Source organism: Actinoplanes rectilineatus (genome assembly GCF_000962825.1).
GTDB lineage: Bacteria > Actinomycetota > Actinomycetes > Mycobacteriales > Micromonosporaceae > Actinoplanes > Actinoplanes rectilineatus.
In genome coordinates this window covers 1-23249 of the sequence record NZ_JZKF01000118.1, presented here as the reverse complement: position 1 = coordinate 23249, position 23249 = coordinate 1, and the positions used below count along the sequence as shown (strand labels likewise).

Annotated in this window: 22 protein-coding genes and 1 pseudogene; 10 read left to right on the top strand and 13 right to left on the bottom strand. The window is 70.3% G+C overall.

The window, feature by feature from the left end; all coding sequences use genetic code 11:
* Positions 1-519: 519 nt before the first annotated feature.
* Complete coding sequence (locus WH85_RS51240) at positions 520-909, top strand: hypothetical protein (protein WP_157411572.1); 390 nt, start codon at positions 520-522, stop codon at positions 907-909.
* Between the two features lie 4 nt (positions 910-913).
* Entirely contained in the window at positions 914-1885 is a 972-nt protein-coding gene (locus WH85_RS42570; protein ID WP_157411571.1) for an ArsR/SmtB family transcription factor, read from the top strand.
* Positions 1886-1946: 61 nt separating this feature from the next.
* Here the strand turns inward: WH85_RS42570 and WH85_RS42565 are convergent, their stop codons facing one another.
* From WH85_RS42565 to WH85_RS42535, 7 genes are all read right to left on the bottom strand, one after another.
* Positions 1947-3287 (bottom strand): MFS transporter, encoded by a 1341-nt coding sequence (locus tag WH85_RS42565; protein ID WP_045747874.1) that lies wholly within the window; start codon positions 3285-3287, stop codon positions 1947-1949.
* Between the two features lie 2 nt (positions 3288-3289).
* Positions 3290-3601 (bottom strand): Rieske (2Fe-2S) protein, encoded by a 312-nt coding sequence (locus WH85_RS42560; RefSeq protein ID WP_045747873.1) that lies wholly within the window; start codon positions 3599-3601, stop codon positions 3290-3292.
* Complete coding sequence (gene nirB, locus WH85_RS42555; protein ID WP_045747872.1) at positions 3598-6054, bottom strand: nitrite reductase large subunit NirB; 2457 nt, start codon at positions 6052-6054, stop codon at positions 3598-3600. Before nirB ends, WH85_RS42560 begins: the two co-directional genes overlap by 4 nt.
* A gap of 92 nt (positions 6055-6146) precedes the next feature.
* Positions 6147-6815, bottom strand: a complete 669-nt coding sequence (locus WH85_RS42550) for a sirohydrochlorin chelatase (RefSeq protein WP_045747871.1) — start codon at positions 6813-6815, stop codon at positions 6147-6149.
* Positions 6816-7144: 329 nt separating this feature from the next.
* On the bottom strand, positions 7145-8245 hold the full coding sequence (locus WH85_RS42545) for a uroporphyrinogen-III synthase (RefSeq protein WP_045747870.1): 1101 nt from the start codon (positions 8243-8245) through the stop codon (positions 7145-7147).
* Positions 8246-8848: 603 nt separating this feature from the next.
* Entirely contained in the window at positions 8849-9058 is a 210-nt protein-coding gene (locus WH85_RS42540; protein ID WP_045747879.1) for a hypothetical protein, read from the bottom strand.
* A gap of 495 nt (positions 9059-9553) precedes the next feature.
* A complete protein-coding gene (locus tag WH85_RS42535) occupies positions 9554-10438 on the bottom strand; it encodes an AurF N-oxygenase family protein (protein ID WP_045747869.1) in 885 nt (294 codons plus the stop codon).
* A gap of 241 nt (positions 10439-10679) precedes the next feature.
* On the opposite strand from WH85_RS42535, the gene WH85_RS42530 reads away from it, so the two are divergent.
* The 5 genes and pseudogenes from WH85_RS42530 to WH85_RS42510 all read left to right on the top strand — a co-directional run bounded on the left by WH85_RS42530 (position 10680) and on the right by WH85_RS42510 (position 15351).
* A complete protein-coding gene (locus WH85_RS42530; RefSeq protein WP_045747878.1) occupies positions 10680-11336 on the top strand; it encodes a TetR/AcrR family transcriptional regulator in 657 nt (218 codons plus the stop codon).
* 133 nt (positions 11337-11469) lie between these two features.
* A complete protein-coding gene (locus WH85_RS42525) occupies positions 11470-11775 on the top strand; it encodes a DUF4873 domain-containing protein (RefSeq protein ID WP_045747868.1) in 306 nt (101 codons plus the stop codon).
* Positions 11772-13202, top strand: a pseudogene (locus WH85_RS42520) (flavin-containing monooxygenase); the annotation flags it as partial. The gene WH85_RS42525 and the pseudogene WH85_RS42520, both read left to right, overlap by 4 nt.
* 443 nt (positions 13203-13645) lie before the next feature.
* Positions 13646-14515: an SDR family NAD(P)-dependent oxidoreductase gene (locus tag WH85_RS42515; protein ID WP_045747867.1), complete on the top strand. Its 870-nt coding sequence runs from the start codon at positions 13646-13648 to the stop codon at positions 14513-14515.
* On the top strand, positions 14512-15351 hold the full coding sequence (locus WH85_RS42510; RefSeq protein ID WP_045747866.1) for an alpha/beta fold hydrolase: 840 nt from the start codon (positions 14512-14514) through the stop codon (positions 15349-15351). The genes WH85_RS42515 and WH85_RS42510 overlap by 4 nt, the downstream gene beginning before the upstream one ends.
* Before the next feature lie 218 nt (positions 15352-15569).
* Here WH85_RS42510 and WH85_RS42505 read toward each other — a convergent pair whose 3' ends face one another.
* Genes WH85_RS42505 through WH85_RS42495 form a run of 3 tightly spaced genes read right to left on the bottom strand, consistent with a single transcriptional unit; the run spans position 15570 to position 17440 of the window.
* Entirely contained in the window at positions 15570-15776 is a 207-nt protein-coding gene (locus WH85_RS42505) for a tautomerase family protein (protein ID WP_045747865.1), read from the bottom strand.
* Positions 15777-15812: 36 nt separating this feature from the next.
* On the bottom strand, positions 15813-16706 hold the full coding sequence (locus tag WH85_RS42500) for an SDR family NAD(P)-dependent oxidoreductase (RefSeq protein WP_045747864.1): 894 nt from the start codon (positions 16704-16706) through the stop codon (positions 15813-15815).
* A complete protein-coding gene (locus tag WH85_RS42495) occupies positions 16706-17440 on the bottom strand; it encodes an SDR family oxidoreductase (protein ID WP_045747863.1) in 735 nt (244 codons plus the stop codon). Before WH85_RS42495 ends, WH85_RS42500 begins: the two co-directional genes overlap by 1 nt.
* Positions 17441-17548: 108 nt before the next feature.
* Here WH85_RS42495 and WH85_RS42490 point away from each other — a divergent pair, with 108 nt between their 5' ends.
* Entirely contained in the window at positions 17549-18310 is a 762-nt protein-coding gene (locus WH85_RS42490; RefSeq protein WP_083449700.1) for a TetR/AcrR family transcriptional regulator, read from the top strand.
* A 22-nt stretch (positions 18311-18332) separates the two neighbouring features.
* Here WH85_RS42490 and WH85_RS42485 read toward each other — a convergent pair whose 3' ends face one another.
* Positions 18333-18791: a hypothetical protein gene (locus tag WH85_RS42485; RefSeq protein ID WP_045747862.1), complete on the bottom strand. Its 459-nt coding sequence runs from the start codon at positions 18789-18791 to the stop codon at positions 18333-18335.
* A gap of 1041 nt (positions 18792-19832) precedes the next feature.
* On the opposite strand from WH85_RS42485, the gene WH85_RS42480 reads away from it, so the two are divergent.
* On the top strand, positions 19833-20384 hold the full coding sequence (locus WH85_RS42480) for a hypothetical protein (RefSeq protein ID WP_045747861.1): 552 nt from the start codon (positions 19833-19835) through the stop codon (positions 20382-20384).
* A 466-nt stretch (positions 20385-20850) separates the two neighbouring features.
* Here WH85_RS42480 and WH85_RS42475 read toward each other — a convergent pair whose 3' ends face one another.
* Both WH85_RS42475 and WH85_RS42470 read right to left on the bottom strand, forming a co-directional pair.
* Positions 20851-21492 carry a nitroreductase family protein gene (locus tag WH85_RS42475; RefSeq protein ID WP_045747860.1) on the bottom strand — a complete coding sequence of 214 codons (642 nt, stop codon included), beginning with the start codon at positions 21490-21492 and terminating at the stop codon, positions 20851-20853.
* A 39-nt stretch (positions 21493-21531) separates the two neighbouring features.
* Positions 21532-22716 (bottom strand): citrate synthase family protein, encoded by a 1185-nt coding sequence (locus WH85_RS42470; RefSeq protein WP_045747859.1) that lies wholly within the window; start codon positions 22714-22716, stop codon positions 21532-21534.
* Positions 22717-22783: 67 nt separating this feature from the next.
* On the opposite strand from WH85_RS42470, the gene WH85_RS42465 reads away from it, so the two are divergent.
* On the top strand, positions 22784-23249 hold a 466-nt coding region (locus WH85_RS42465), incomplete at its 3' end, for a citrate/2-methylcitrate synthase (RefSeq protein WP_045747858.1).

Sequence of the window (23249 nt, the reverse complement as noted above, 5' to 3'; positions counted from 1 at the left end):
ACCCGCACCCGAGCGCGACAGTCAGGGCACCCGACCAGCACGGTCAGGGCACCCGACCAGCACGGTCAGAGCACCCGACCAGGACGGTCAGAGCACCCGCCCAGGACGACAGTCGGACGGTGGCCGCCCCCAACCAACCACGACTGACAGGACGACAGCCGCACCCGATCACAACAAGCAGAACGGCAGCCGCACCCGATCACAACAAGCAAGACGACAGGCGCACCCGATCACGGACTTGGGAGCGCCCACCGCGGACACCGGACGCAGGATGCCAGACGTCAGACATCGGACGCCGGACGCCGGACGCCGGACGCCGGACATCGGACGCCGGACGCCGGACGCGCCCGAACCCGTGATCGGGTGCGCTGACCGCCTCACACCCCGCCGAACCGCAGCCACCGCACCCGATCACCACAACGGGTACGCCGACCACCGCAAAAATGACGGTGTCCGCACCCGATCATGTTTTCGGGTGCCCCTACCGCCTCGCCCAGGCGTGACTACTCCTCACCGGGCATGACTGCGCTCGACCCGGCGCGCCTGTCCCGCCGAACCCGTCCAAGCCGGCTCGCCCCGCGGGACCGGTCGAAGTCGGGCGATCGAAGTAAGGCGATCAGAGCTACTCGATCAAGCGAGCACGAAACCTCGGCGCGACCAGCCCTGCACGACCAGATCGACGGGCCGGGCCGGGCCGGGCTGGGCCGGACCGGGCCGGGCTGGGCCGGACCGAGCTGGGCCGGGCCGAGCTGGGCCGGGCCGAGCTGGGCCGGGCCGAGCTGGGCCGGGCCGAGCTGGGCCGGGCCGGGCCGGGCCGGGCTGGGCCGGGCCGGGCCGGGCCGAGCTGGGATGGCCGGGCCGGGCCGGCCCGGCGAGCGTGGAGGGGCTTGGTGGGGCGTGGTCGAATAGATGAGTGATCGAAGTGGAGTTCGGGCCCGCGGACGTGGCCGGGCTCCGGTTCGCGCACTCGCCGATGGCCGAGATCGTGGCCGGCGCCTTCGTGCTGCGCGACCGGGGGCCGGGCGCGTGGATGCATGACTCGTGGCGTCGCCGGGTCACGCCGCTGCTGCCGCGGTGGCCGGTTCTCTCCGCCGTCCTCTTCGGGCCGCACCACTACGCGCCGGATTTTCTGAACCCTGTTCCCCGCGGTTCCCGGCCTACCCTCGACGACGAGTTGCGGCTCCTGGCGGCGACGCCGCTCGATACCGTCGTCGAGCAGGTCACCGCGGGCTGGGCGGGACACGAACCGCCGCCGGAGATTCAGGGTTTCGTGCGCTTTCCGCGTACCCAGACGACGGTTTTGATCGAGGAATTGCGCGACTATTTCGAGACTGCGATCGCACCGCTCTGGCCCTTGTTGCGCACCCACGTCGCGTCGGAGGTCGCCGCCCGTTCCCGCGCCGCCGCCGAACGCGGACCGCGGACGATGCTGACCTCGTTGCATCCCCGGCTCGTGTGGGACGGCGCCGCCATTCGGATCGGGTACCCCGACAAGCACGGTAAATGGTCCCTGGAGGGGCACGACCTGACGTTGTTGCCCACCGCTTTCGCCGCCGGGAACATCTTCAGCATCGCCTCCGCCGCGGACGGCCGTGCTCTTCTCTACGCCCCCGCCGGCCACGGGAATCTCTGGGCCTCCGACCCGCGGCCGGGGCCGTCACCGGCGCTCGCCGCGTTGCTCGGCCCCACCCGGGCCGCCGTGTTGACGCTGCTCGCAGCCCCGCACAGCACCGGCGAGGTCGCCCACCACCTGGCGATAGCCCCCGCGACCGCCTCCCACCATCTGACGACGCTGCGCGATTCCGGACTGGTCGCCCCGGTCCGGGACGGCCGCCGCCTGCTCTATCAGCGCACCGGCCTGGGCGATTCCCTGACCCTTTCCTGAAGGGAACCGGGTGGGTTCAGGCGGTGAAGGCCCGAACCCACCCGGTGAAGAGCAGAACCGCTCAGACGGCGATCCTCGTGCGGGCCGCCGGGCGCAGATAGACCGCCCAGGTGATCAGTACGCAGAGGGCGTAGAAGGCGATGAACGCGATGTACGCCGCGTCCGCGTCCTTGTACGTCAGGAACGACTGCCGGAATGCCAGGTTGACCAGCACCCCACCGACTGCTCCCACCGCGCCCGCGATGCCGATCACCGCTCCCGAGATGCGGCGGGCCTGGTGGTCGTCGCCCGCGTACTTCTGGCGGAAGATCGCCGGGATCATCTTGTAGGTGGATCCGTTGCCCAGTCCACTCAACACGAACAGGATGATGAATCCGACGATGTACAGCGGCAGGGACCGTTGCTGGGCCGCCACCAGCACGATCGACGCACCGATCGCCATGCCGATGAAGTTGACGAACGTCACCTTGGCGCCGCCGAGCCGGTCGGCCAGCGCGCCGCCCACCGGCCGGACGAACGAGCCCAGCAGCGGTCCGAGGAAAGTCAGGTACGCCGCTTTGATCGGCGTGTCGAACTGTTCGGCGAACTGGACCTGCAGCACCTGGCCGAAGGCGAATCCGAACCCGATGAACGAACCGAACGTGCCGATGTACAGCACCGACATGACCCAGGTGTGCGATTCCTTGGCGGCGTCGCGCATGCCCCGTTTCTCGTTGCGGGCCTGGCTCAGGTTGTCCATGTACAGCGCCGAGCCGACGGCCGCGATCACGATCAGCGGGATGTACACGCCGGCCACGATGCCGGGCGAGCCGGCGCCGAAGACCGCCAGGACGAACAGGCCGACCAGCTGGACCGCGGCGACGCCCAGGTTGCCGCCGCCGGCGTTGATGCCGAGTGCCCAGCCCTTGAGCCGGTCCGGGTAGTACGCGTTGATGTTCGCCATCGATGAGGCGAAGTTGCCGCCGCCGACACCGGCGAGGGCGCCCAGGATCAGCAGGGTGCCGAACGAGACACCCGGCTTGATCAGGAAGGCGGCCGCGACCGACGGGACGAGCAGCAGGGCGGCGCTGATCACCGTCCAGTTGCGTCCGCCGAACCGGGCCACCGCGAAGGTGTACGGGATCCGCAGCGTCGCGCCGACGAGCGTCGGCACCGCCGTGAGCAGGAACTTCTGGGCCGGGTCGATCCCGTACGCGGGTCCGAGGAACAGCACCAGCACGGACCACAGGGTCCACACCGAGAATCCGATGTGCTCGGAGAAGATCGAGAGGATCAGGTTGCGGCGGGCGATCGTGGCGCCGCCGTTGTTCCAGAACGCCGGATCCTCGGGTCGCCAGTCGTCGATCCAATGGCCGCCGACGGTCGACGCGGCGGGCCGGGCATCGGACACCACAGCGGTCATGTTCAGTCTCCCAGGATGATGTGGTCGCCGTCGGCCCGGACCGGGTAGACGGTGAGTGCGGGCTGGCCGGACTGGGAGCACCCGGTGGCGAGGTCCCAGGAGTTGAGGTGCAGCGGGCAGACGACGATCCGGTTGTCGATCTGGCCGTCGGCGAGCGGGCCGCCCTTGTGCGGGCAGACCGCGTCGACCGCGCGCAGGGAGCCGTCACGCAGCCGGAACACGGCGATCATGGTGTCTTGGACGGTGTAGGTGCGGCCTTCGCCGAGGGGGATGTCCGCCAGCGCGCCGAGGACGGTTGCCGTGATGGTCTTCATGCGCGCACCGGAACCTGGGGGAGGACGGTCAGGGGCAGGGATTTGCGGAACTGGCCGGGCGTGGCCGGTTCGGCCCGCTCCTTCCAGGGGTCGCGGTAGGCCTGCACGGCCACCTCGACCGCCGTGTCCAGGGCGGCGGCGATGCCGTCCGTGTCGTCGACGACGATCTCCCGGATCCGGTCGATGCCGATCCGCGGCACGAACGTGTAGGTCCGCTCCAGCCAGTTCGCGTTCTCCCGGTAGTACTGCAGGAACCGGCCGGTCAACACGATGACCTCGTCGGCCGAGCCGACCGTGGCGAGCAGGTCGCCCTTGCGGATGTGGGCGCCGGCCGCCCCGCCGACGTAGATCTCCCACTTGCCGCCGTCGATGGCGACCACACCCAGGTCTTTGCAGTACGCCTCAGCACAGTTACGCGGACACCCGGTCACCGCCAGTTTCATCTTGCCGGGGCCTTCGAGCCCCTGGTACCGCTCCTCGAGGGCGATGCCGAGGGCGGTGGAGTCGCCGACCCCGAACCGGCAGTAGTCCGAGCCGACGCAGGTCTTCACGGTGCGGAAACTCTTGGCGTACGCGTACCCGGACGGCATGTCCAGGTCGGCCCACATCGCCGGCAGCTGCTCCTTGGGGATGCCGAGCAGGTCGATGCGCTGGCCGCCGGTCAGTTTGACCATCGGCACGTCGTACTTCTCCGCCACGTCGGCGATCTTGCGCAGCTGGGCGGGGGTGGTGACACCGCCCTTCATCTGCGGTACGACCGAGAACGTGCCGTCGCGCTGGATGTTCGCGTGGACACGGTCGTTGATGAAACGGGCGTCGCGTTCGTCCACGTACTCGTCGGCCCACATCATCTTGAGTAGCGACGCGAGACCCATCTTGCTCTTGGCGTCGTGTACCGCGCCCGGAACGAGCTTGTCGAAGACCGACGAGACACTCTTCAAGTCGAAGCGCCGGATCGCCGCCATCAGCTCGGGCTTCGGCATCGGTACGCCCGGGACGTACCAGGACGCCGCCGGATCCTCCTCGGCGGCGCCGCCGTTCGCCCACTCGACGATCCGCTGGACCAGGGGCTTGCACGTGCCGCACCCCTTGCCGGCGCGGGTCTTGTCCATCACCCCGCTGACCGTCTTGCACCCGGACGCGACAGCGCCGCAGACGGCACCCTTGCTCACCCCGTTGCAGTTGCAGACCTGCGCGTCGTCCGGCATCTCCTCGACGGACGCCTCGACCGCGCCGCCGATGTCGAACATCAGCTCGGCCCGGTTCTCCGGCAGCGCCAGCCCCCGGTCGAACAACTGGATCAGGTTCGACGCCTTGCTGTTGTCGCCGACCAGGGTCGCACCGACCAGCACCCCGTCCCGGATGATCACCTGCTTGTGGATGCCCCGGGTGGGTTCGCTGTAGACGATCACCTCGTCGTCGTCGGATGCCGGCGCGTTCAGCCCCATCGACGCGACGTCGATACCGGCAACCTTGAGCTTGGTCGACGTCTTCGAACCTTGATACATCACGTCGACATGTCCGGTGATGTGGTCGGCGAGCACCTTCGCCTGGTCCCAGAGCGGCGCGACCAGCCCGTACAACTCGCCCCGGTGCTGCGCGCACTCCCCCACCGCGTAGACGTCGTCGTACCCGGCGACCCGCATCTGGTCGTCGACCACGATGCCGCGCTCCACCGGCAGGCCGCTGTCCGCCGCAACCGCCGTGTTCGGCCGGATGCCGGCCGCCACCACCACGATGTCGCAGTCGATGACCCGGCCGTCGGCCAGCCGCACGCCGGTCACCTCGGACTTGCCGAGGATCTCGGTGGTCATCGCGTCGCAGACCACCTCGATGCCGAGCTTCTGTTCCACGCTCTGCTGCAGCATCCGCCCGGACACCTCGTCGAGCTGGGCGTTCATCAGGTGACCGGCCGCGTGCAGCAGGGTCACGCTGCTCAGGTGGCTCTGCAGGCCGCGGGCCGCCTCGAGGCCGAGCAGCCCGCCGCCGATCACCACGGCCCGCTCGTGCCGCCGCGCATAGGTGATCATCCGGCGGGTGTCGTCGAGGGTACGGAACGCGAAGACGCCCTGGTGATAGCCGCGTCCCGGCCGGCTGATCCCGGTGATCGGCGGGATCCAGGCACTGCTGCCGGTCGCGATGATCAGCTTGTCGTACGGCGTCACGCTGCCGTCGCCGGCGTGCACCGTCCGGGACTCCGCGTCGATGCGCTCGATCCGGGTCGAGGTGTGCAGGGTGACGCCGTTCTCCGCGTACCAGGAAAGATCGTTGAGGAAGATGCCCTCCTCGGTCTCCACACCGGCCAGCAGATTGGACAGCATGATCCGGTTGTAGTTGCCGTAGGGCTCGTCACCGAACATCGTCACGGTGAAGTCACCACCACGGGCGAGAATCTCCTCGACCGTGCGGGCTCCGGCCATGCCGTTGCCGATGACGACCAGTCGTTGCGTCATGAGGTCCCTTCCCGGAGGTGTCGTTCCCCCAGGTTGGAGGTCCGCCGTTACCTCGGAGGACGCCTGACCGTGTCGCCGGTGTTCGGTTTTCCCTACAACGCCGCGACCGGCGTTGTGAAAACAGCCGCCGCGTCGTAGCGCCGCAGCACCAGGTCGGCCACCGCCGGGTCGTGACACAGCGGCGGGGTCACAGCGTCCGCCCCCGCGGACAGCAGCGAACGGTAGAACAAGCCTTCGGCCAGCAGATATGCGGCGATCGCGACGGTCCGGGCACCCTCGGCGCGCAGCCGGGCCACCTCGTCGGCCACCCGCGGGCCGCTCCCCGACGTATAGGCGACGGTCGCTCCGCCGGGGATCCGGGCCGCGACGGCCTCCACATCGGCGCGCCACCGCGGATCCGACGAGCCGGCCGCCGCCAGCACCACCGCGTCCGCGTCCGGCAGATCACGGATCATCCGGTCGAGCAGCACCGGGTCCGGCCCGAGCGGCCCGGTCACCGGGAAACCGGTGCCCGCCACCGCCTCGGCGATGTCCACCCGCACGTGATAGCCGCAGGACAGCAGCAACGGCACGACGATCGCATCGTCGACATCAGGCACGACGTCGGCGACCTTGGGTTCCTGCACGTCGACATAGCAGAGCCGGACGTCGAGACCGGGCCTGCGCCGCGCCACGGCGGCGGCCAGTTCCTGGATCTGCCGGCGTCCGGCGGGCGAGCGGGTGCCGTGCGCGACGGCGATCAGGGCAGGGGTGTGCGTCACGGTCGTCTCCTCAGGAGCTCCCCGGCTTCTCGCGAGGGTTGGTGACCCCGCGAGGCCCGGATGGGTTCGGACGGGAGCGGCCCGGCAAGGCATCAGGCTCACTGGATGGTTCTGACGAGCCGTCATCGTGTACGGGTCGAAGCACAGCACCGTGCTTCGCGGCTCGTTCTTCTCTGGTTCGGGCTGCTCGGCCCTTGGGGTGAGTCCACGGTTCGCATCTCCGTGCCGGCCCGCAGTTCGCTTCCTCGTGCCGGCCTAGGGTTCGCTTCCCCGTGCCGGCCCGCAGTTCGCTTCCCGTGCCGGCCTACGGTTCGCTTCCCGGTGCCGGCCTACGGTTCGTCGAGGCGCAGCCGGTAGCCGCGTTTGATGACCGTCTCGATGTGCCGCCCGGAACCGAGGGCCTGCCGGAGACGGGCCACCGCCACGTCCACCGCGTGCCCGTCGGTGCCACGGGGCAACGCCGCGGCCAGCTGATCCTTCGACACGACCGCGCCGGGGCGGCGGGCCAGTGCGGACAGCATCGCCATCGCCGCGGGGGCGAGCGCGTGGGTCACGCCGTCGATGAGGACGGCGTGGCCGCGTACCTCCAGGGTGGTGTCCGCGACGTTCAGCCGCACCGCCCGCCGGGGCAACTCGTCGGTGACCGTCTTGATCAGCGCGCCGAGCCGGTAGCGGTCCGGCATCACCACCGGCACCCCCTGCTCGACCAGCGGCGCGGCGGTCACCGGCCCGACACAGGCGGCCAGGGTCCGGCAGGCGAACGCGCCGGCCACATCCGCACCGGCATCGCCCGCGATCCGCAGGAACGCCTTGACCGCGGGCGCACTCGTGAACGTCACCGCGTCGATCTGCCCGGCTGCGACCTGCTCGGTCAGCCGCCGCACCGGGGCGGTGTCCGCGGGCATCGCCCACCGGTAGACGGGCACCTCGACCACGGCCGCGCCGGCCGCCCGCAGCGCGTTCACGAACGCAACCTGCGGCTCGCCGTGCTCCTGCACCACGATCCGCAGCCCGGCGACGCCCTCGGCGAGCAGCCGGCTGAGCACCTCCTCGGACGATTCGGTCTTCGCCGCCCACTCCTCGGTGAGCCCGGCGGCCCGGATCGCCCCGCACGGTTTCGGCCCGCGCGCCACGATCCTCGCCTTACCGAACACCTCGCGCAGCTTCTCGGCCAGGCCCCAGCCCTCGGCCGCCTCCAGCCAGCCACGGAACCCGAACCCGGTGGTGGCCACGACCAGATGCGGTTCCAGCCCGATGCAGGCTGCGGTCGCCGCGTGCAACGCCTCATCGTCGATCAGCGGGATGATCGTGATCGCCGGAGCGGTCACGACCCGTGCGCCGCGCCGCTCCAGCAGTGCCGCCATCTCGGTACGGCGTCGCTCCGCGGTCACCGCCACGGTGAAGCCGGCCAGTGCTGCACCCTCGGTCATCCGATCCCCACATCCTGTGCCGCCATCGGTGCAAGAGTCCTAAGACCTGATTTCGGGACTGACCATCCTTTGTTTCCAGGGTGATAACGCCGGGTCACTTGACTGGTACCAGCGTTTGTGAACGTTGATCAGACACTCAACATACGCAGCCCACCATCCACCCAAACGCCGGAAGCACCCGCCAGCCGTCAATCAGCGGACGCCGGTCGTCAGTTCATCAGGCTTCTGTCTTCAGTCGTCAGTCGTCAGGTTCGGGCGTCGCAGGTCGACGCCGTTCTCAGGCGTCCACCATCAGCATCGAACGTCGACGACGACGGCCACACACAACGGCCACGCCGTCAGGTGTTGACGTCGGCCATCGAACGTCAACACCTCAGGCGTTCACACCGGCCGCCAAGCGTTGAGCCGCCCTTCAGTCGTCAAGTATCGACGCCGCAAGCCGGACATCAGACGCAAATCTCGACGGCAGACGCCGGCTGGCCACCGCCCCGCGGGCTGCGGGCTGCGGGCTGCGGGCTGCGGGCTGCGGGCTGCGGGCTGCGGGCTGCGGGCTGCGGGCTGCGGGCTGCGGGCTGCGGGCTGCGGGCTGCGGGCTGACCAGTATCAGGACTCGTCGGGCTTCTCGAAGAACGATCCCTCGACGCCCATAACGTCACGAATCTCGGAGATCAGGTGAAAAGCAGCGATACGCCCGTCCAGCAGCCCGATCCGGTAGTCCGCACCGATCTCCGGGTCCTCGGCGATCTGCGCGTCGCGGACCCCGGCGGCCCCGTCCACGCGGCCGGCGTTGTAGGCCACGAGAGCCTCGTCCATCACTTGTTCTCCCCAGGTCACCGACGTCCCGACACGAACGTCGCCGCCCATCGAACCCGTCCGGGCCCCCACCACCCACCAGCCATCCGCGTGATCATCGTGACCCGTCCGGCCACCCCGGCCCACCACCCAGCCGCCGAACATCGGCAACTCCGCTGAAACCGTCCCGCACCCGAGCGATCTACGCCACGGACCCACCCACACGTAACGCCAGCAACACAAGCGGTAACCAAAACCATCACCGCTCGTTTTCTGAACCGCACGACCGCACGACCGCACGACCGCACGACCGCACGACCGCACGACCGCACGACCGCACGACCGCACGACCGCACGGAATGCAGAGATGCAGCTGGCGCACATCCACACGACTGTATGGGCGGTCGACTGCACTGGAGCGACGAGTGCACGAACGCACGACGCGTCCACCAACTTCACGGCTCGGCGGGGAGTCACGGTTGCGGTGCTTCGCGCGTACAGGATGAAGGGTTGATTTCAGCGGGGAAGCAAGCCTGAAGCGCGCCATAGGGTCGCGCCGGGGCCGGTGATCAGGTCCAGATCCTGGAGGTAGGTGACCACGCGCTCGGCTGCCCATTGCAAGGTCTCGCGGTGGTACGGGTTGGTCCGGGCGGCCCGGCGGCCAACCTCGGGGGCGATGCCTACGGCGCGGTAGACACGTGGGTCGATCAGGCGCATTCCGGTCAACCATGCCGCCCGGCCGATCACCAGGCGGTCGAAGGTCAGCCGACCCCGGCCGGCGGTGCGGATCTGGCGGGCCAGTTCGGCGCGCGCGTACCGGACGTGCCGCGCCTCCTCGACGACGTGGATGCGGGACACCATGCGGACCAGTGGCTGCACGTCCTCGCAGGTCATCGCCTCGCGCTGCAGGGTGTCCAGGATCTCCTCGGCGATCAGGATCGCGGCGAACATCCGCGGACCGGTCCCGGTATGCGCGATCCAGCTGCCCAGCCAGTGATCGAAACCGGACGGGCGGTAGACGGGGGTGCCGAGGCTCGCGATCATCCGGCCGAACATCACCGAGTGGCGGCATTCGTCGCCGATCTCGGTGAGCGCGTACTGCGCGTGCGGCGCCGTCGGATCCTGCCGGAAATAGTCGCGGATCAACAGTTGCATGAGGATCGTCTCGAACCAGACGCCGAGGCCGGCGATGCTGGCCGCCTCGTGCCGGGTGAGCTCGATCCGCTGCTCCGGGGAGAGCCGCTCCCAGATCGGAGTGCCGTAGAGGCTGGACCGGTGCGGCGGCACGAAGTACTTGCCGGGGACGAGCGGCGCATCCCAGTCGATCTCGACGGCCGGGTCGTAGGAGTGCGCGGCCGAGGAGCGGAGCAGACGTTCGGCGGTGTGGTCCCTGTCGGTCATCACGGCCCCCGGGTTGACGTTACCTCGGGTAACAGTTACTTCTAAGACTATGAGCCCGGTCACTCCGCCCGTCAATCCCGCCCCAGCCGGCTCGACGTCACCATCGTCAACCCCGTCGGCTCAAGTCATCCAGTCAACACATCTCGGCCCGTCAACCTTGTCAACCTCGTCCGGCTCGTCCGGCTCGTCCGGCTCGTCCGGCTCGTCCGGCTCGACGGGCTCGACGGGCTCGACGGGCAGTGTGCGGCCTGATGGGCGGCGGGGGCGGTGGGACAGCCACCGGGAGCAGCGGCGGGCCGAACTCACCACCGCCGCGATCGACGCGATCAGGCTGCACGGGCCGGACGTCGGGATGGAGGCCATCGCCGCCTACGCCGGAGTGAGTAAACCCGTGCTGTACCGGTACTTCGCCGACAAGTCGGAGCTGTGGCTCGCCGTCGGACAGCGGGCCGGCGCCATGGTGCTCGAGGCGATCGTCCCTGCCGTCGCCACGGTTCGCGAGGAGCGGGCCGTGATCGCCGCCGCCATCGACGTCTACCTGGCGCACATCGAGAACGACCTCAACCTGTACCGGTTCGTGGTCCACCAGCCGGACATCGCCCGCCGCCGCGACGTGGTCGCCGATGTGGTGGACACCGTGGCCAGCGGCCTGGCCCGGATCTTCGGGGATCGCCTGCGGGCCCGCGGCCTGGACTCAGGAGCGTCACTGCCGTGGGCCTACGGGGTGGTCGGTTACGTCCAGTCGGTCGGCGACTGGTGGCTACGGCAACAGCAGCCGATCAGCCGGGAGGCGCTCGGTGAATACCTGACCACGTTCCTCTGGGGCGGCATCGCCGGCATCCCGGGCACGCCCGATGCACCTACGGGCAAGACCGTCATCTCGCCTGGTTCGCCCTGATTTCTCGCCCGCCTGAACACGCCCTTCCCACCACCTCATCACCTATCCGACTCCACCAACTCCACCAACTCCACCAACTCCACCAACTCCACCAACTCCACCAACTCCACCAACTCCACCAACGGAGGATGGCATGCGGAGCATCGACGATGACGAGTACCGCGGACCGGCCACTCTGCACGTTGACGACGGGCCACCGATCAACGTTGACGTGCGGATGTCGGCACGGTTCGAGCCGGTCGAGGGCCGGTTCCGCTGGGCCGGGCGAACCGGGCCGCACGCGGCGCTGCGGGAGCAGGTGAGCGCCGGGGCATCGTCGGGACGGATCGTGCTGCCCGGTGGGACGCCGATCGCGGTACGACTGGGCGAGCCGGATCCGTGGGGCGGGATACGGATCTCCGGCGCCGGCGTTCCGCCCTGGTCGGGAGTCGCGTCGTGACCCACTTCGACGTGATCATCATCGGCGCCGGCCTCTCCGGGATCGGGGCGGCCTGGAGGCTGGGGCAGCAGCGGCCCGGCGACACGTACACGATCCTCGAGGCACGGGATGCCACCGGTGGCACCTGGGACCTCTTCCGCTACCCCGGTGTCCGATCAGACTCGGACATGTTCACGTTGAGTTACCCGTTCCGGCCGTGGCGGGGCCCGGGTTCCCTCGCCACCGGGGACGAGATCCGCCGCTACATCCGGGACACCGCGGACGAGGCCGGCATCACCCCGCACATCCGGTTCGGTGCTCAGGTCGTACAGGCTGACTGGTCTTCGGAATCGGCCCTGTGGAGCGTGCACACTGCCAAGGGTGAGGTCCTGACCTGCCGGTTCCTCTACTCTTGCACCGGCTATTACCGGTACGACCAGGGTTACCAACCGGACTTTCCGGGTGTCGGCGACTTTCGTGGCCGGTTCGTCCACCCGCAGTCCTGGCCGGACGACCTCGACCACCGCGGGCGGCGCATCGTGGTGATCGGCAGCGGCGCGACCGCGGTCACCCTGGTCCCGGCGCTGGCCGAGAAGGCCGCGCACGTGACGATGCTGCAGCGGTCGCCGTCCTACATCGCCCCGCTGCCGGACCGCGACGCCGTCGCCGACCTGGCCCGCCGGGTACTGCCGCCGGCCGCCGCGAGCCGGGTCGCCCGCGGCAAGAACATCGTGTTGACGTCGTTCTTCTACCAGCTGGCCCGGCGCCGCCCGGACATGATGCGCCGGGCTCTGCGCAAGATCGCGATCGGTTATCTGAAAGACCCTGCCTACGTCGACGAGCATTTCAAGCCGGCGTACGACCCGTGGGACCAGCGTCTCTGCGTTGTCCCGAACGGTGATCTGTATCGGTCGATCGCCGAAGGGCGGGTGTCGGTGGTCACGGATCATGCGGAGGCGCTCGTCCCGGAGGGCATCCGGTTGCGCTCCGGCCGGGTCCTGGAAGCCGACGTGATCGTCTCGGCGACCGGCTTGCGTCTTCAGCCACTCGGTGGTGTTGACGTGACAGTGGATGGTGCATCAATGCGGATCGGCGAGCGTGTCGCGTACCGCGGCTTGATGGTGAGTGGTGTTCCGAACTTCGCATTCTGCGTCGGCTACTCCAACGCGTCGTGGACCCTGCGGGCCGACCTCTCCCACCGGTACGTGATGCGCCTGTTGAACCACATGTCCCGCCACGGCCTGGCGACCGCGACTCCGTCCCCGACCGTCGTCGGCGACCAGCCGTTGCTGGACCTGACGTCGGGCTACGTCCTGCGTTCGTTGGATCAGTTCCCGAAGCAGGGCGCCCATGACCCGTGGCATATGCGCCAGAACTACCTGTTGGACGCCTTGACGGCCCCGTTCACCGACGTGACCAGATCAATGACGTTCACGCGTCGACCGTCCACCTCAACGTTCCCCTCAACTCGATCCGTCGCTGCCAGGCCGTCCACACCGTCCATGTCACAAGTTCCAGCCCCAGCTCCAGCTCCAGCTCCAGCTCCAGCCCCAGCCCCAGGCCCAGCTCCAGCTCCGGCCCCGGCCCCGGCTCCAGCTCCGGCTCCGGCTCATCCACTCGCGCCGTCCGCCATGCTCATGCCATCAGACTCAGCACAACCGCCCACGCCGCCTGAGCTGGAACTACTGCCCACGCCGCTGAACTCGGCGCAGCCTCTGGCGCCGTCGGATCAGCAGGTCGCCGTGCAGCCCTCGGCCGTCGCCCCGGGCATCGCCCCGGGCGTCGCCCCTGCCGTCGCCCCGGCCGTCGCCCCGGCTGCGCCGAGCGTCCCTTCCCCACCGGAGGGTCCAGGGCCGGGTTCGGGCGACGGGCGAGAGACAGAGGTGGGCTCGTGACCCGGCTTGACGAATATCGCTTCGCCGGCCGCACCGCTGTCGTCACCGGCGCGGCCGGCGGCATCGGTGAGCACCTCGCCTACGGACTGGCCTTCCGGGGCAGTGACCTGATCCTTGTGGACATCGACCCGGAACTCCTCGACGCCGTCGCCTCCCGAATCCGCCGCGCCTACCCTCGGCTGCCGGTTCGCACGATGGTGGCCGACCTCGCGGACCGTTCCGTGGTCGAGGACCTCGCCGACCGCATCCGCGTTGAGCATCCCGCCATCGGACTGCTGATCAACAATGCCGGGATCGCGCTGGGGGGCCGCTTCGACCAGGTGTCGCTGGAGCAGTTCGAACAGGTCGTCAACGTGAACTTCCGAGCGCCCATGATGTTGACGCACATGTTGATGGGAGCTTTGACGGCCTCCCACGGCAGTCATCTCGTCAACATGTCCAGCCTGTATGGGCTGATCGCACCGCCCGGCCAGTCCGCGTATGCCGCCAGCAAGTTCGCCCTCCGCGGGTTCAGCGAGTCGCTCCGTGGCGAGCTCGCCGAGCGGGGTGTCGGCGTGACCACCGTCCACCCCGGTGGGATCCGCACCCGGATCGCCGAGAACGCGCTGGTCGGCTCACGCGTACCCGAGGAGGAGATCGAGCCGAACCGCCGCCTGTTCGCCGCGCTGCTGAGCTTTCCCCCGGACAAGGCCGCGGAGTTGATTCTGCGAGCCGTCGCGAAACGCAAGGCCCGCCTGCTCATCGCGGCCAGCGCCAAGGTGCCCGATCTGCTGGCCAGGCTGATGCCGGTAGGTCACGCACGGATCGTGCGCGCGCTCACCACAGCCCGCGGCGGCACTTCCGCACGATCGGTGGTCCGGCGATGAGGTTCTTGCGGGTACGCGCTGCCGACGTCCGCATCCACGAGACAGGCGATCCGGACGCTCCTCCGGTGGTCCTGCTCCACGGCATCGGGCGCAGCCTGGAGGACTGGGCACCGCAACATGAACGGCTGGACGCCGACCACCGCGTGATCAGCCTGGACATGCCCGGTTTCGGCCTGTCCGGCCGGGTGCCCGAACCCACCACGCTGCCGGTGCTGGCCGCCGCGGTCTGGAACGTTCTGGACGCCCTCGGCGAGACCCGTCCTGTGCACGTGGTGGGCAACTCGCTGGGCGGCGCAGTGGCGATGTCCATGTTGACGATACGACCCGACGCGGTATCAACATTGACTCTGGTCAACAGTGCGGGCTTCGGTAAGGAGGTCACTCTGGCGTTGCGCCTGCTCGCCGTCCCCGGCCTGGGCCGCCGCCTGCTGCGCCGCATCGACGCCCGCACCGTGCCCCGTCTGGAACGCACCCTGTTCGCCGACCGCGCCCTGGTCACGCCCGAACGCGTCGCGACCGCGCTGCGGATCGCCCGCCAGCCCGACTTCGCCCCGGTCTACCTGGAGGTCGCGCGGGCGCTGGGCGGCCTGCGCGGCGTCGCCCCCGCCTGGCGCGCCGACCTGCTGCGCCGGGTGTCCGCCCACCCACGCCCCACCTTGATCGTCTGGGGCGACCGTGACCTCATCCTCCCCAGCACCCACCTGACCGCGGCCCGGGTGGCGTTCCCGCATGCCCGCACCCACCTGTTCCCGGACACGGGTCACATGCCCCAGCTGGAGCGCCCCGACGAGTTCGCCACCCTGGTACGCCCCCTGCTCACGTCCCAACCCACCTGACGCCCATAGCCACCCGGCCACCTGGTCCGGCAGACCGGAAACGGCAGACCGGAAACGCCGGACCGGAAACGCCGGACCAGAGACGGCGGACCAGAGACGGCGGACCAGAGACGGCGGACCAGAGACGGCGGGCCGGAAACGGCGAGTTGATCTATTCGATGGGGACGGGGCCATACGTGGGCGAGGTGGTAGCCGCGCCCACGTACGGCTGTTCGGGATCAGCTCTTGCCGAGCATCTCCGCGGTCAGGACGTTTCCGCCCAGGCCCCAGCCGCCCTCGACGACCTCGTCGACCAGGACGAGCGTGGTCGCGCGGGCCCGTTCGCCGTACACGTCGGCGTAGGCGTCGGTGACCGCGTCGATGAGCTTCTTCTTCGACTCCGGGGTCAGGGTGTCGGCGGGGACCTTCAGGTTGGCGAACGGCATGGTTGCTGTTCCTTTCGTACGATGCGGATGGATTCTTCAGAGAGCGGCGTTCGGGGACAGCAGGTCCTCGATGCCGATGCGGTGGTAGAACTCGCTGCGGACACGGTCGGCGACGGCCGACACCACCTCGCTGCCGTCGCGGCTCGGGTCCACGTGGGTACGGAACGGGCGCTCGCCGGCCGGCAGCCCGACGACCCGGGTGATTTCGTCGGCCACCGACTGCACGTCGGCGTCCGGCGGGATCAGGGCGGCCAGTCGCTGGTCGATCTCGGCGCGGAGCCGGCCGTAGTTCTCCTCGTACGCGGCTTCCCGCTCCTGGTCCTCGGGGCGGCCGGCGTGCAGGAAATGGTTGGTGCCGGAGGTGAAGGCGCCGGGGACCACGATGGTGGTGTCGATGCCGAACCGGATCAGCTCCGCGGCGTAGCTTTCGGCCAGGGCGTCCATCGCTGCTTTGGCGGCGAAGTAGGGAGCCAGGAACGGCGGGTGGCCACCGCGGGTCGAGGAGCTGCCGACCCAGAGCAGAAGCCCGGACCCCTGATCGCGCATGACCGGCAGCGCCGCCCGGTTGACCCGCTGGGTGCCGAGCACGTTGACGTCGTAGACGCCGGCGAGCTGCTCGGGGGTGAACGCCTCGGCGGGTCCGAGAACCATGTGCCCGGCGTTGTGCACCACGACGTCGAGACGGTGGTGGCGCCGGACGATCCCGATGACGGCGGCCTCGGCCGACGATGACGACTGGACGTCGAGCTCGGCCGCCGAGATCGCGAGGTTCTCCGCGGCTGCCAGTTCGTCGCACTCGGCGGCGGCGGGAGCGTTGCGGCCGGTGGTGGCGCGCATGCCCGCGATGACGGTGTGCCCGGCGCGGGCCAGGGTCTGGGCGGTCAGCCGGCCGAAGCCGCTGGAGGCGCCGGTGACGAGCACGACGGCCATCAGATGATCCCGCCGTTGGCCCGGATGATCTGACCGTTGACCCAGCGGCCGCCGGGTCCGGCCAGGAAGGCGACGACCGCGGCGATGTCGGCCGGCGTGCCGAGTCGTTCCAGCGGGGGCTGCTTGGCCAGGCGCTCGACCGTGGCTTCGTCCTTGCCCTCGAGGAACAGCTCGGTGGCGGTGGGGCCGGGGGCGACGGTGTTGACGGTGATGTCCCGTCCGCGCATCTCCCGGGCGAGGATCAGGGTCATGCCCTCGACCGCGCCTTTGCTCGCGGCGTAGGCGCCGTAGCCGGGGAACTGCAGGCCGACGACCGAGGTGGACAGCATCACGACTGCCCCGCCCCGGCGCACGCGGCGGGCTGCCTCGCGGGCGACGACGAAGGTGCCTCGGATGTTGGTGCGGTGCAGGGCGTCGAGGCTGTCCAGGTCCAGTTCGGCGATCGGGGAGAGGTAGAGCCGGCCGGCGGAGTTCACGACGACGTCGACGCCGCCGAACGTCTGCGCGGCGGTGTCGAACAGCGCCGCGACGGCGTCCGGGTCGGCAACGTCGGCCTGGGCCGTGACGGCCTGCCCGCCGGCCGTGGTGATCTCGTCGACGACCTCTGTCGCGGCGGCCTCGTCACCGGCGTAGCCGACGACGACGGCCTGCCCGGCGGCGGCGAGTGAGGTGGCGATGACGCGACCGATGCCTCGTGAGGCGCCGGTGACGACGGCAACTCGTTGATCTGCCATGGTTTCCACCCAAGATCGTAGTGGCGATAGCGACTAACCGTACCGCCGATACGACGACCGTAGCATGATGACCGGATCGCTGGTAGCGATGTGACGTAGCATTGATTCATGAACGATGCGGAATACCCGGGCCGTCCCCGCCGACGGCGTGACGCCGACGGCCCGGCCGACGACGCGCGAGTCCGGCGGGCGCTGGTCGAGGCGGCCGAGCGGCAACTCGTCGCGTCGGCGGACGGTGACATCGCCACCCGGGCGGTCAGCGAGGAGGCCGGCGTCAGTCAGCCCGTGCTGTACCGGCTGTTCGGCGACAAACGGGGTCTCCTCGACGCCGTTGCCGACGCGGGTTTCGACCGCTACTCCCGGCGCAAGTCCGAACTGGAGGTCTCCGGCGACCCGGTGGCCGACCTGCACTCCGGCTGGGACGACCACATGGCCTTCGCCGCCGAGAACCCCGCTCTCTATCGGCTGATGTTCGCGCCCCGGCCACGGTCGGCCGCATCGGCGTACCAGCGCATCCTCGAGCTGCTCGAGGCGACCTTGCTGCGCTGCGCCGCCGGCGGATTCCTCGCCACGACACCACCGGCGGCGGCCCGGCTCATCCTGCCCGTCAACATCGGTGTCGCCCTCAGCCGGATCGCTCAACCCGCGCTGTTCGACGATCCCGCCCTGTCACACACGGCGCGCGACGCCGTCTTCGCCGCCGTCCTCACCGAACCGGCGGCGGCGGCGGCGGCGAGCGGACCTGATCCGGTACGGGCCGCCGCGCGCCAGTTGCGATCTCAGCTCGCCCTGACCGGCACCGATCGACTCGAACCGATGGAGACGGCCCTGCTCGACCGGTGGCTCGAACGCATCGACCAGCCCGGTTGAGGTCGCCTGGCCGGCCGGGCGGTCATCCCCCGTACGGCGGTGTGGTGAACGTGGGTTGCGGGCCTGCGTCGTAAGGCTGCGGCATCCCGGGTTCTCGCCATCGCGCGTCCGGTCCGGACGTCGCCGTCGGTTCGCTGACCACGGGCGAGGACAGTTCGGTGCCGCTGTTCAGCAACGCCCACCCGGCGAGCAGCGCAACGATCAGGCCGCTCGCCGCGAACGCCACGCTCAAGAGTCGCCCGCCGCCACCGGACGGCGTCTCCCGCCCCGCGCCGGTCACGCCCTCCCGGCCGGGAACCTCCGCCATGCCGGGCAGGACGAGCACGTCGGAACCCCCGGGGAGACCGGCAGCTTCGCCCGGCCGCCCGATATCGACAAGAGTCGCGGACGGGCCGGACGCCATGCCGGCCGGCGAGGCCACGGGCGGGCGGGACGACGGGTCCGCCGTGAACTGTCGTCCGGCGGGGAGGTCGATACGCATCGTCTGATCGAGAGCGGGGCGGGCAGGCTTCGGACCGGCTCCGGGGCGACCGGGAACCCTTGGCGGCACGGTCGGAGATGCTGCGGGACCGTAGGTGCCGGACGCCCGCCCCGGGCCGGAGGGCGCCGGAGAGACAGCCGGCTTCGCAGGGGCGACGGCCGCAGCGGGGAAGGCGGGCGTCACCGGCAGGAGAGCCGTCGCCGCCGAGGAGGAACCGTGCGGCCCGGGAGCACCGGGGCGGCCCGGCCGCGCCCTGAGGGTTTCCGGGGAGACGCCGGCTCCGGGGCTCTGCCGGAGGTCGGCGGGAGCGGTGAAGATCGCGGTCGGGGCGGATACCGGGTTCTCCAGGCCGGCTACCGGACGTAGCCCAGCCGGCCTGGAGAAGATGGCCGTCGGCGCCGACGCGGGATTCTCCTGCCCCGCCACGGGGCGCAGACCAGCAGGAACATCGAAGATCTTGGTCGCTGCCTGCGCGGGCGCGCCGGGGGCAGGAGTCGCCGAGCCGGGAGCACCGTCACCGGCGTGGGGCGCAGGGCGAGGATTCCCGTCATGGACGCCCGGGCTCCCCTGCACGGTGCGGCCGGCCGCGTACGTCTGCCCGGCACGGGCCGGCTGATGGACGCCACCGGCAGGGGATGCCGAGTGCGCCGCGGCGGGATGGAGCGCCGCATGGGTGGCGTTCGGACGACGCGCGGGGCGAGCGGCCGCGGAGTAGGGCGCGGGGTACGACGCGGCCGGGCCCGGCTCGGGCCGGGCAGCAGCATGGCGGGGCGTTACGGGAGGGGGCACGGCGGGGCGGGCCGCTGAGGGCTTGGGGTGACGCCCCTGTGGGGTGGGGGGACTTACCGACATGGCGCGCCTTCCGCAGGGGTGGGCTCGGATCGCCGGCGCGGACGGCTGAGGGCCGGGCGCGATGGCTGCTTTCAGCACCGAACAACGGCGAGACGGGCGGTTGGATGCGGTTATCTAGCTTTTGTCGGTTTTGTGCAGTCCCTCCGTCGAGGGCTTGTTGTTCCGGGCCGAGGGCGGTGGCATGGCGGAATGCGTAGAACCACACTGACGGTCGCCGTTCTGCTCGTTTTCGCCGGCGGGTGCGGCAGTGCCGCGCCGGCCGGGACAGCCTCGGATTCACGGCCGGCGACGGCGGCGCGCCTGGAGTCCGCGGAGGCCGGGAGCAGGGCCCCGCGGGACCCGCTCGGGAGCACACAGGTGGTCCGGACCGCCGACTTCGATGCCCGGATGACGGTCTCGGCGGCCACCGGACTGGCGGCGGAACCGGGTGACGCGCCCTACGCCGTCGACGTGAGAGTGCGGGTCAGCCGGGGCACCTGGACGTTCGGGCCGTCGCTGGTGCGCCTCATCTATGCGAACGGCACCGGCCACGAACCCATCGACGACCCGGAGACCACGGCGGGACCGGCTGACCTCGGCGACGCCACCACGAACGCCACCGAGAACGGCGACAAGAACGGCCGGAGAGACGGGAGCTGGCGGATTCTGTTCGAACACCCCGCGGGGGCGGGGATCGGCGAGGGCGCCCGCGTCACCGTCACGGACAGTGCCGGGAAGACCCTGGCCGCCTGGCTGACCTGACCGCCGGAGAACCCACGGCCCAGCACACCACGCCGCGGTCCTGGGATTCACGACCCCAGGACCACAGACCCGAAGACCGCGCTCCTGTACGAGCGAAGCACGCCCACCGGTGGACACACGATCCGCCGGGGACAGCGGGCGCGGGCGTGCCTCCGTACACCGGGAAGGGTCTGGGATGTCTTTCGCGGTCAAGGTCTGCGTGGTGATTTCGGGCGCGCTGGACGCCCGAAGTCACCACACCCCTGGCGGTGTGGTGAATACGGGCGCGCTGCACGCCCCAAATCAACACACCCCTGGCGGTGTGGTGAATACGGGCGCGCTGCACGCCCCAAATCAACACACCCATGACGGTGTGGTGATTACGGGCGCGCTCGACACCCCAAATCAACACACCCATGACGGTGTGACGAATACGGGCGCGCTCGACGCCCCAAGTCACCACGCGGACCCTGATGACGAAACGCGTCTAGGAGGTCTGGAAGCGCTCGAAGTGGACCACCTCGTCCAGCGGACGGCGCTTGGGCTGGGACCAGCGGCCCTTCGCCGGGTAGCCGAGCGGGATCAACGCCATCGTCAACGCGTCCTCGGGAAGGCCGAGCAGCTCACGGACGTCCGCCTCGTGGCCGATGTGCAGGGTGGTCAGGGTGGCGCCGATCCCGTGGGCCCGCGCCGCCAGGATGAGCTGCTGCACCGCCCCGTAGATGGAGGATCCGAGGCGCGGGTTGGTGGATTTCGCGGCGCCCAGCAGCACCGGGAAGATCCAGACCGGGGCCTCCTCGAGGTGGGTCGCCAGGTGGTCGGCGGCCAGGAAGCTGGTCTTGCTCATCGGGCTGCCGGCGGGGGCGGCGAGGATCTGCTCGCGGCGGGAGCCGTAGTGGCGCTCCCAGCCCTCCCGGTACCACCCGGCGATCTGCTTCTTGACCTGCGGATCCTTGACGACGATCCAGGCCCAGAACTGGCCGTTGCCGGCGGACGGTCCGCGGATCGCGGCGTCCAGGATGGCGCGCACGATGTCGTCGGGGATGTCCGCGGTGGAGAGGTATCGCCGGGCGGGTGTGGAGTGGAGGGCTTCCAGCAGCGGGAGGTTCTCGGGATCGACGGTGGTCATGCCCGGAGTTTAGGCCGGTCCCCCGGTGGGAGATCACCGTCAGGCCGGGGATCGGCCCGCATAGGTGCTCGACGGGCGGAAGCGGCTGGGCCGGTCCGCGTATTCCTCGAGGGCGTGCGCGATCCATCCGGCCGTGCGGGCCAGGGCAAAAACGGCCTCGCCGGCGTCCGGGGACATCTCGTGGTGCAGGGCGAACGCGGCCAGCGCCAGGTCGACGTTGGGACGGGCCCCCGAGCGGGCGTGCACGGCCCGGGCCAGGTCCTCGGTGGCGCGGCGGACCGGGCCGTCCGCGATCAGATCGATGAGTGCCGCGGCCCGCGGGTCGCCGCTGGGATGGAGGGGATGACCGAAACCGGGCACCGGGCCGCCGGCCCGCAGATGGTCGGCGAACACCACGATCGGGTCCGGCCTGCCGACGGCGCCGGCCAGGAGTGGGTACGCGAGAGCGCTCGCAACGCCGTGCAACGGACCGTCGAGAGCGGCCAGCCCGGCACCGACCACGGCGTAGGGATGCGCCCGGGTGGACGCGGCGACCCGGGCGGCGAGCGTCGACGCGGCGATGTCGTGGTCGGCGAGCAAGATCAGCGCGGCGTTGAGACCGTGCAGCGACGCCTCGGACGGTGCCGTGCGGGTCAGCCGGGACCAGAGGATCTCGGCGAGCGGCGTGCTGACCTCCATCACCCCGGGCATCCGGCGCGACGGCAGCGCGCGGGCCATGGTGGCGATCAGCTGGCGGCCGGCGGCGACGACCGCGGTGGGGGCGGTGTCGAAACGCAGCGGGTCGGCGGCCGCCGCGGCGGCGACGATCACCCGCATCCGGTCGGTGAGGCGGGCGATGTCCGGCAGCGGGGCGGTCACCGCCGCAGCCAGGTTGATCAGGGAGAACGTGGCCGGCAGCGGGATGTCCTGGAGATCACCGGTCCAGAGTAGGTTGATGACCGCTTCGAAGGTGCTGGTCCGCGCGAGTGCGACGGCGTCCTGCCCGCGATAGAAGAGTTCGCCGTCGCGGATGAGGGTGATCCCGGTCTGGATGGCGGGTGTCGTGGTGCGCTTGCGGGAGGCGACGAACGTGTCGACGTCGGCCTTGGCGAACAGGCTGTTCTTGCCGTCGCCGTTGCGGCGGCTGGTGAGCAGCCCCCGGGAGACGTAGGCGTAGACGGTCGCGGGTTTGACGCCGAGGCGGGAGGCGACCTCTTCCGTGGTCAGGAGGGGTTGGGAGTCCATGTGGCCATCCTCTCATATTGACTGGATCAACATTGACGTCAAGTCTTGACGGTTTCATCGTCAAGTCATGGTTACTGTCAATCCAGGACTGGCCGGTGTCGTCGCGTTCGACACCGAGATCGCCGAACCGGATCGGGACGGCGGGGTGCTGCGGTACCGAGGGGTGGACGTCCGTTCGCTGGCGGGACGGGTGTCGTTCGGGGACGTGTGGGGGCTGCTCGCGGACGGGGAGTTCGGCCGCCCACTGCCGGAGCTACCCACGGTGGAGTCGCCGGTGGCGACCGGGGACATCCGGGTGGACGTGCAGGCCGGAGTGGCCGCGATGGCGCCGGCCTGGGGGCTCGGGCAACTGATCGACCTGCCCGCGGAGCAGGTCCGCCAGGACCTGGGGCGGACCTCGGCTGCGGTCCTGGCACTGGTGGCGCAGTCGGCGCGCAGCGGCAGCGGCAGCGGCAGCGGCAGCGGCAGCGGCAGCGGCAGCGGCAGCGGCAGCGGCAGCGGCAGCGGCAGCGGCAGCGGCAGCGGCAGCGGCA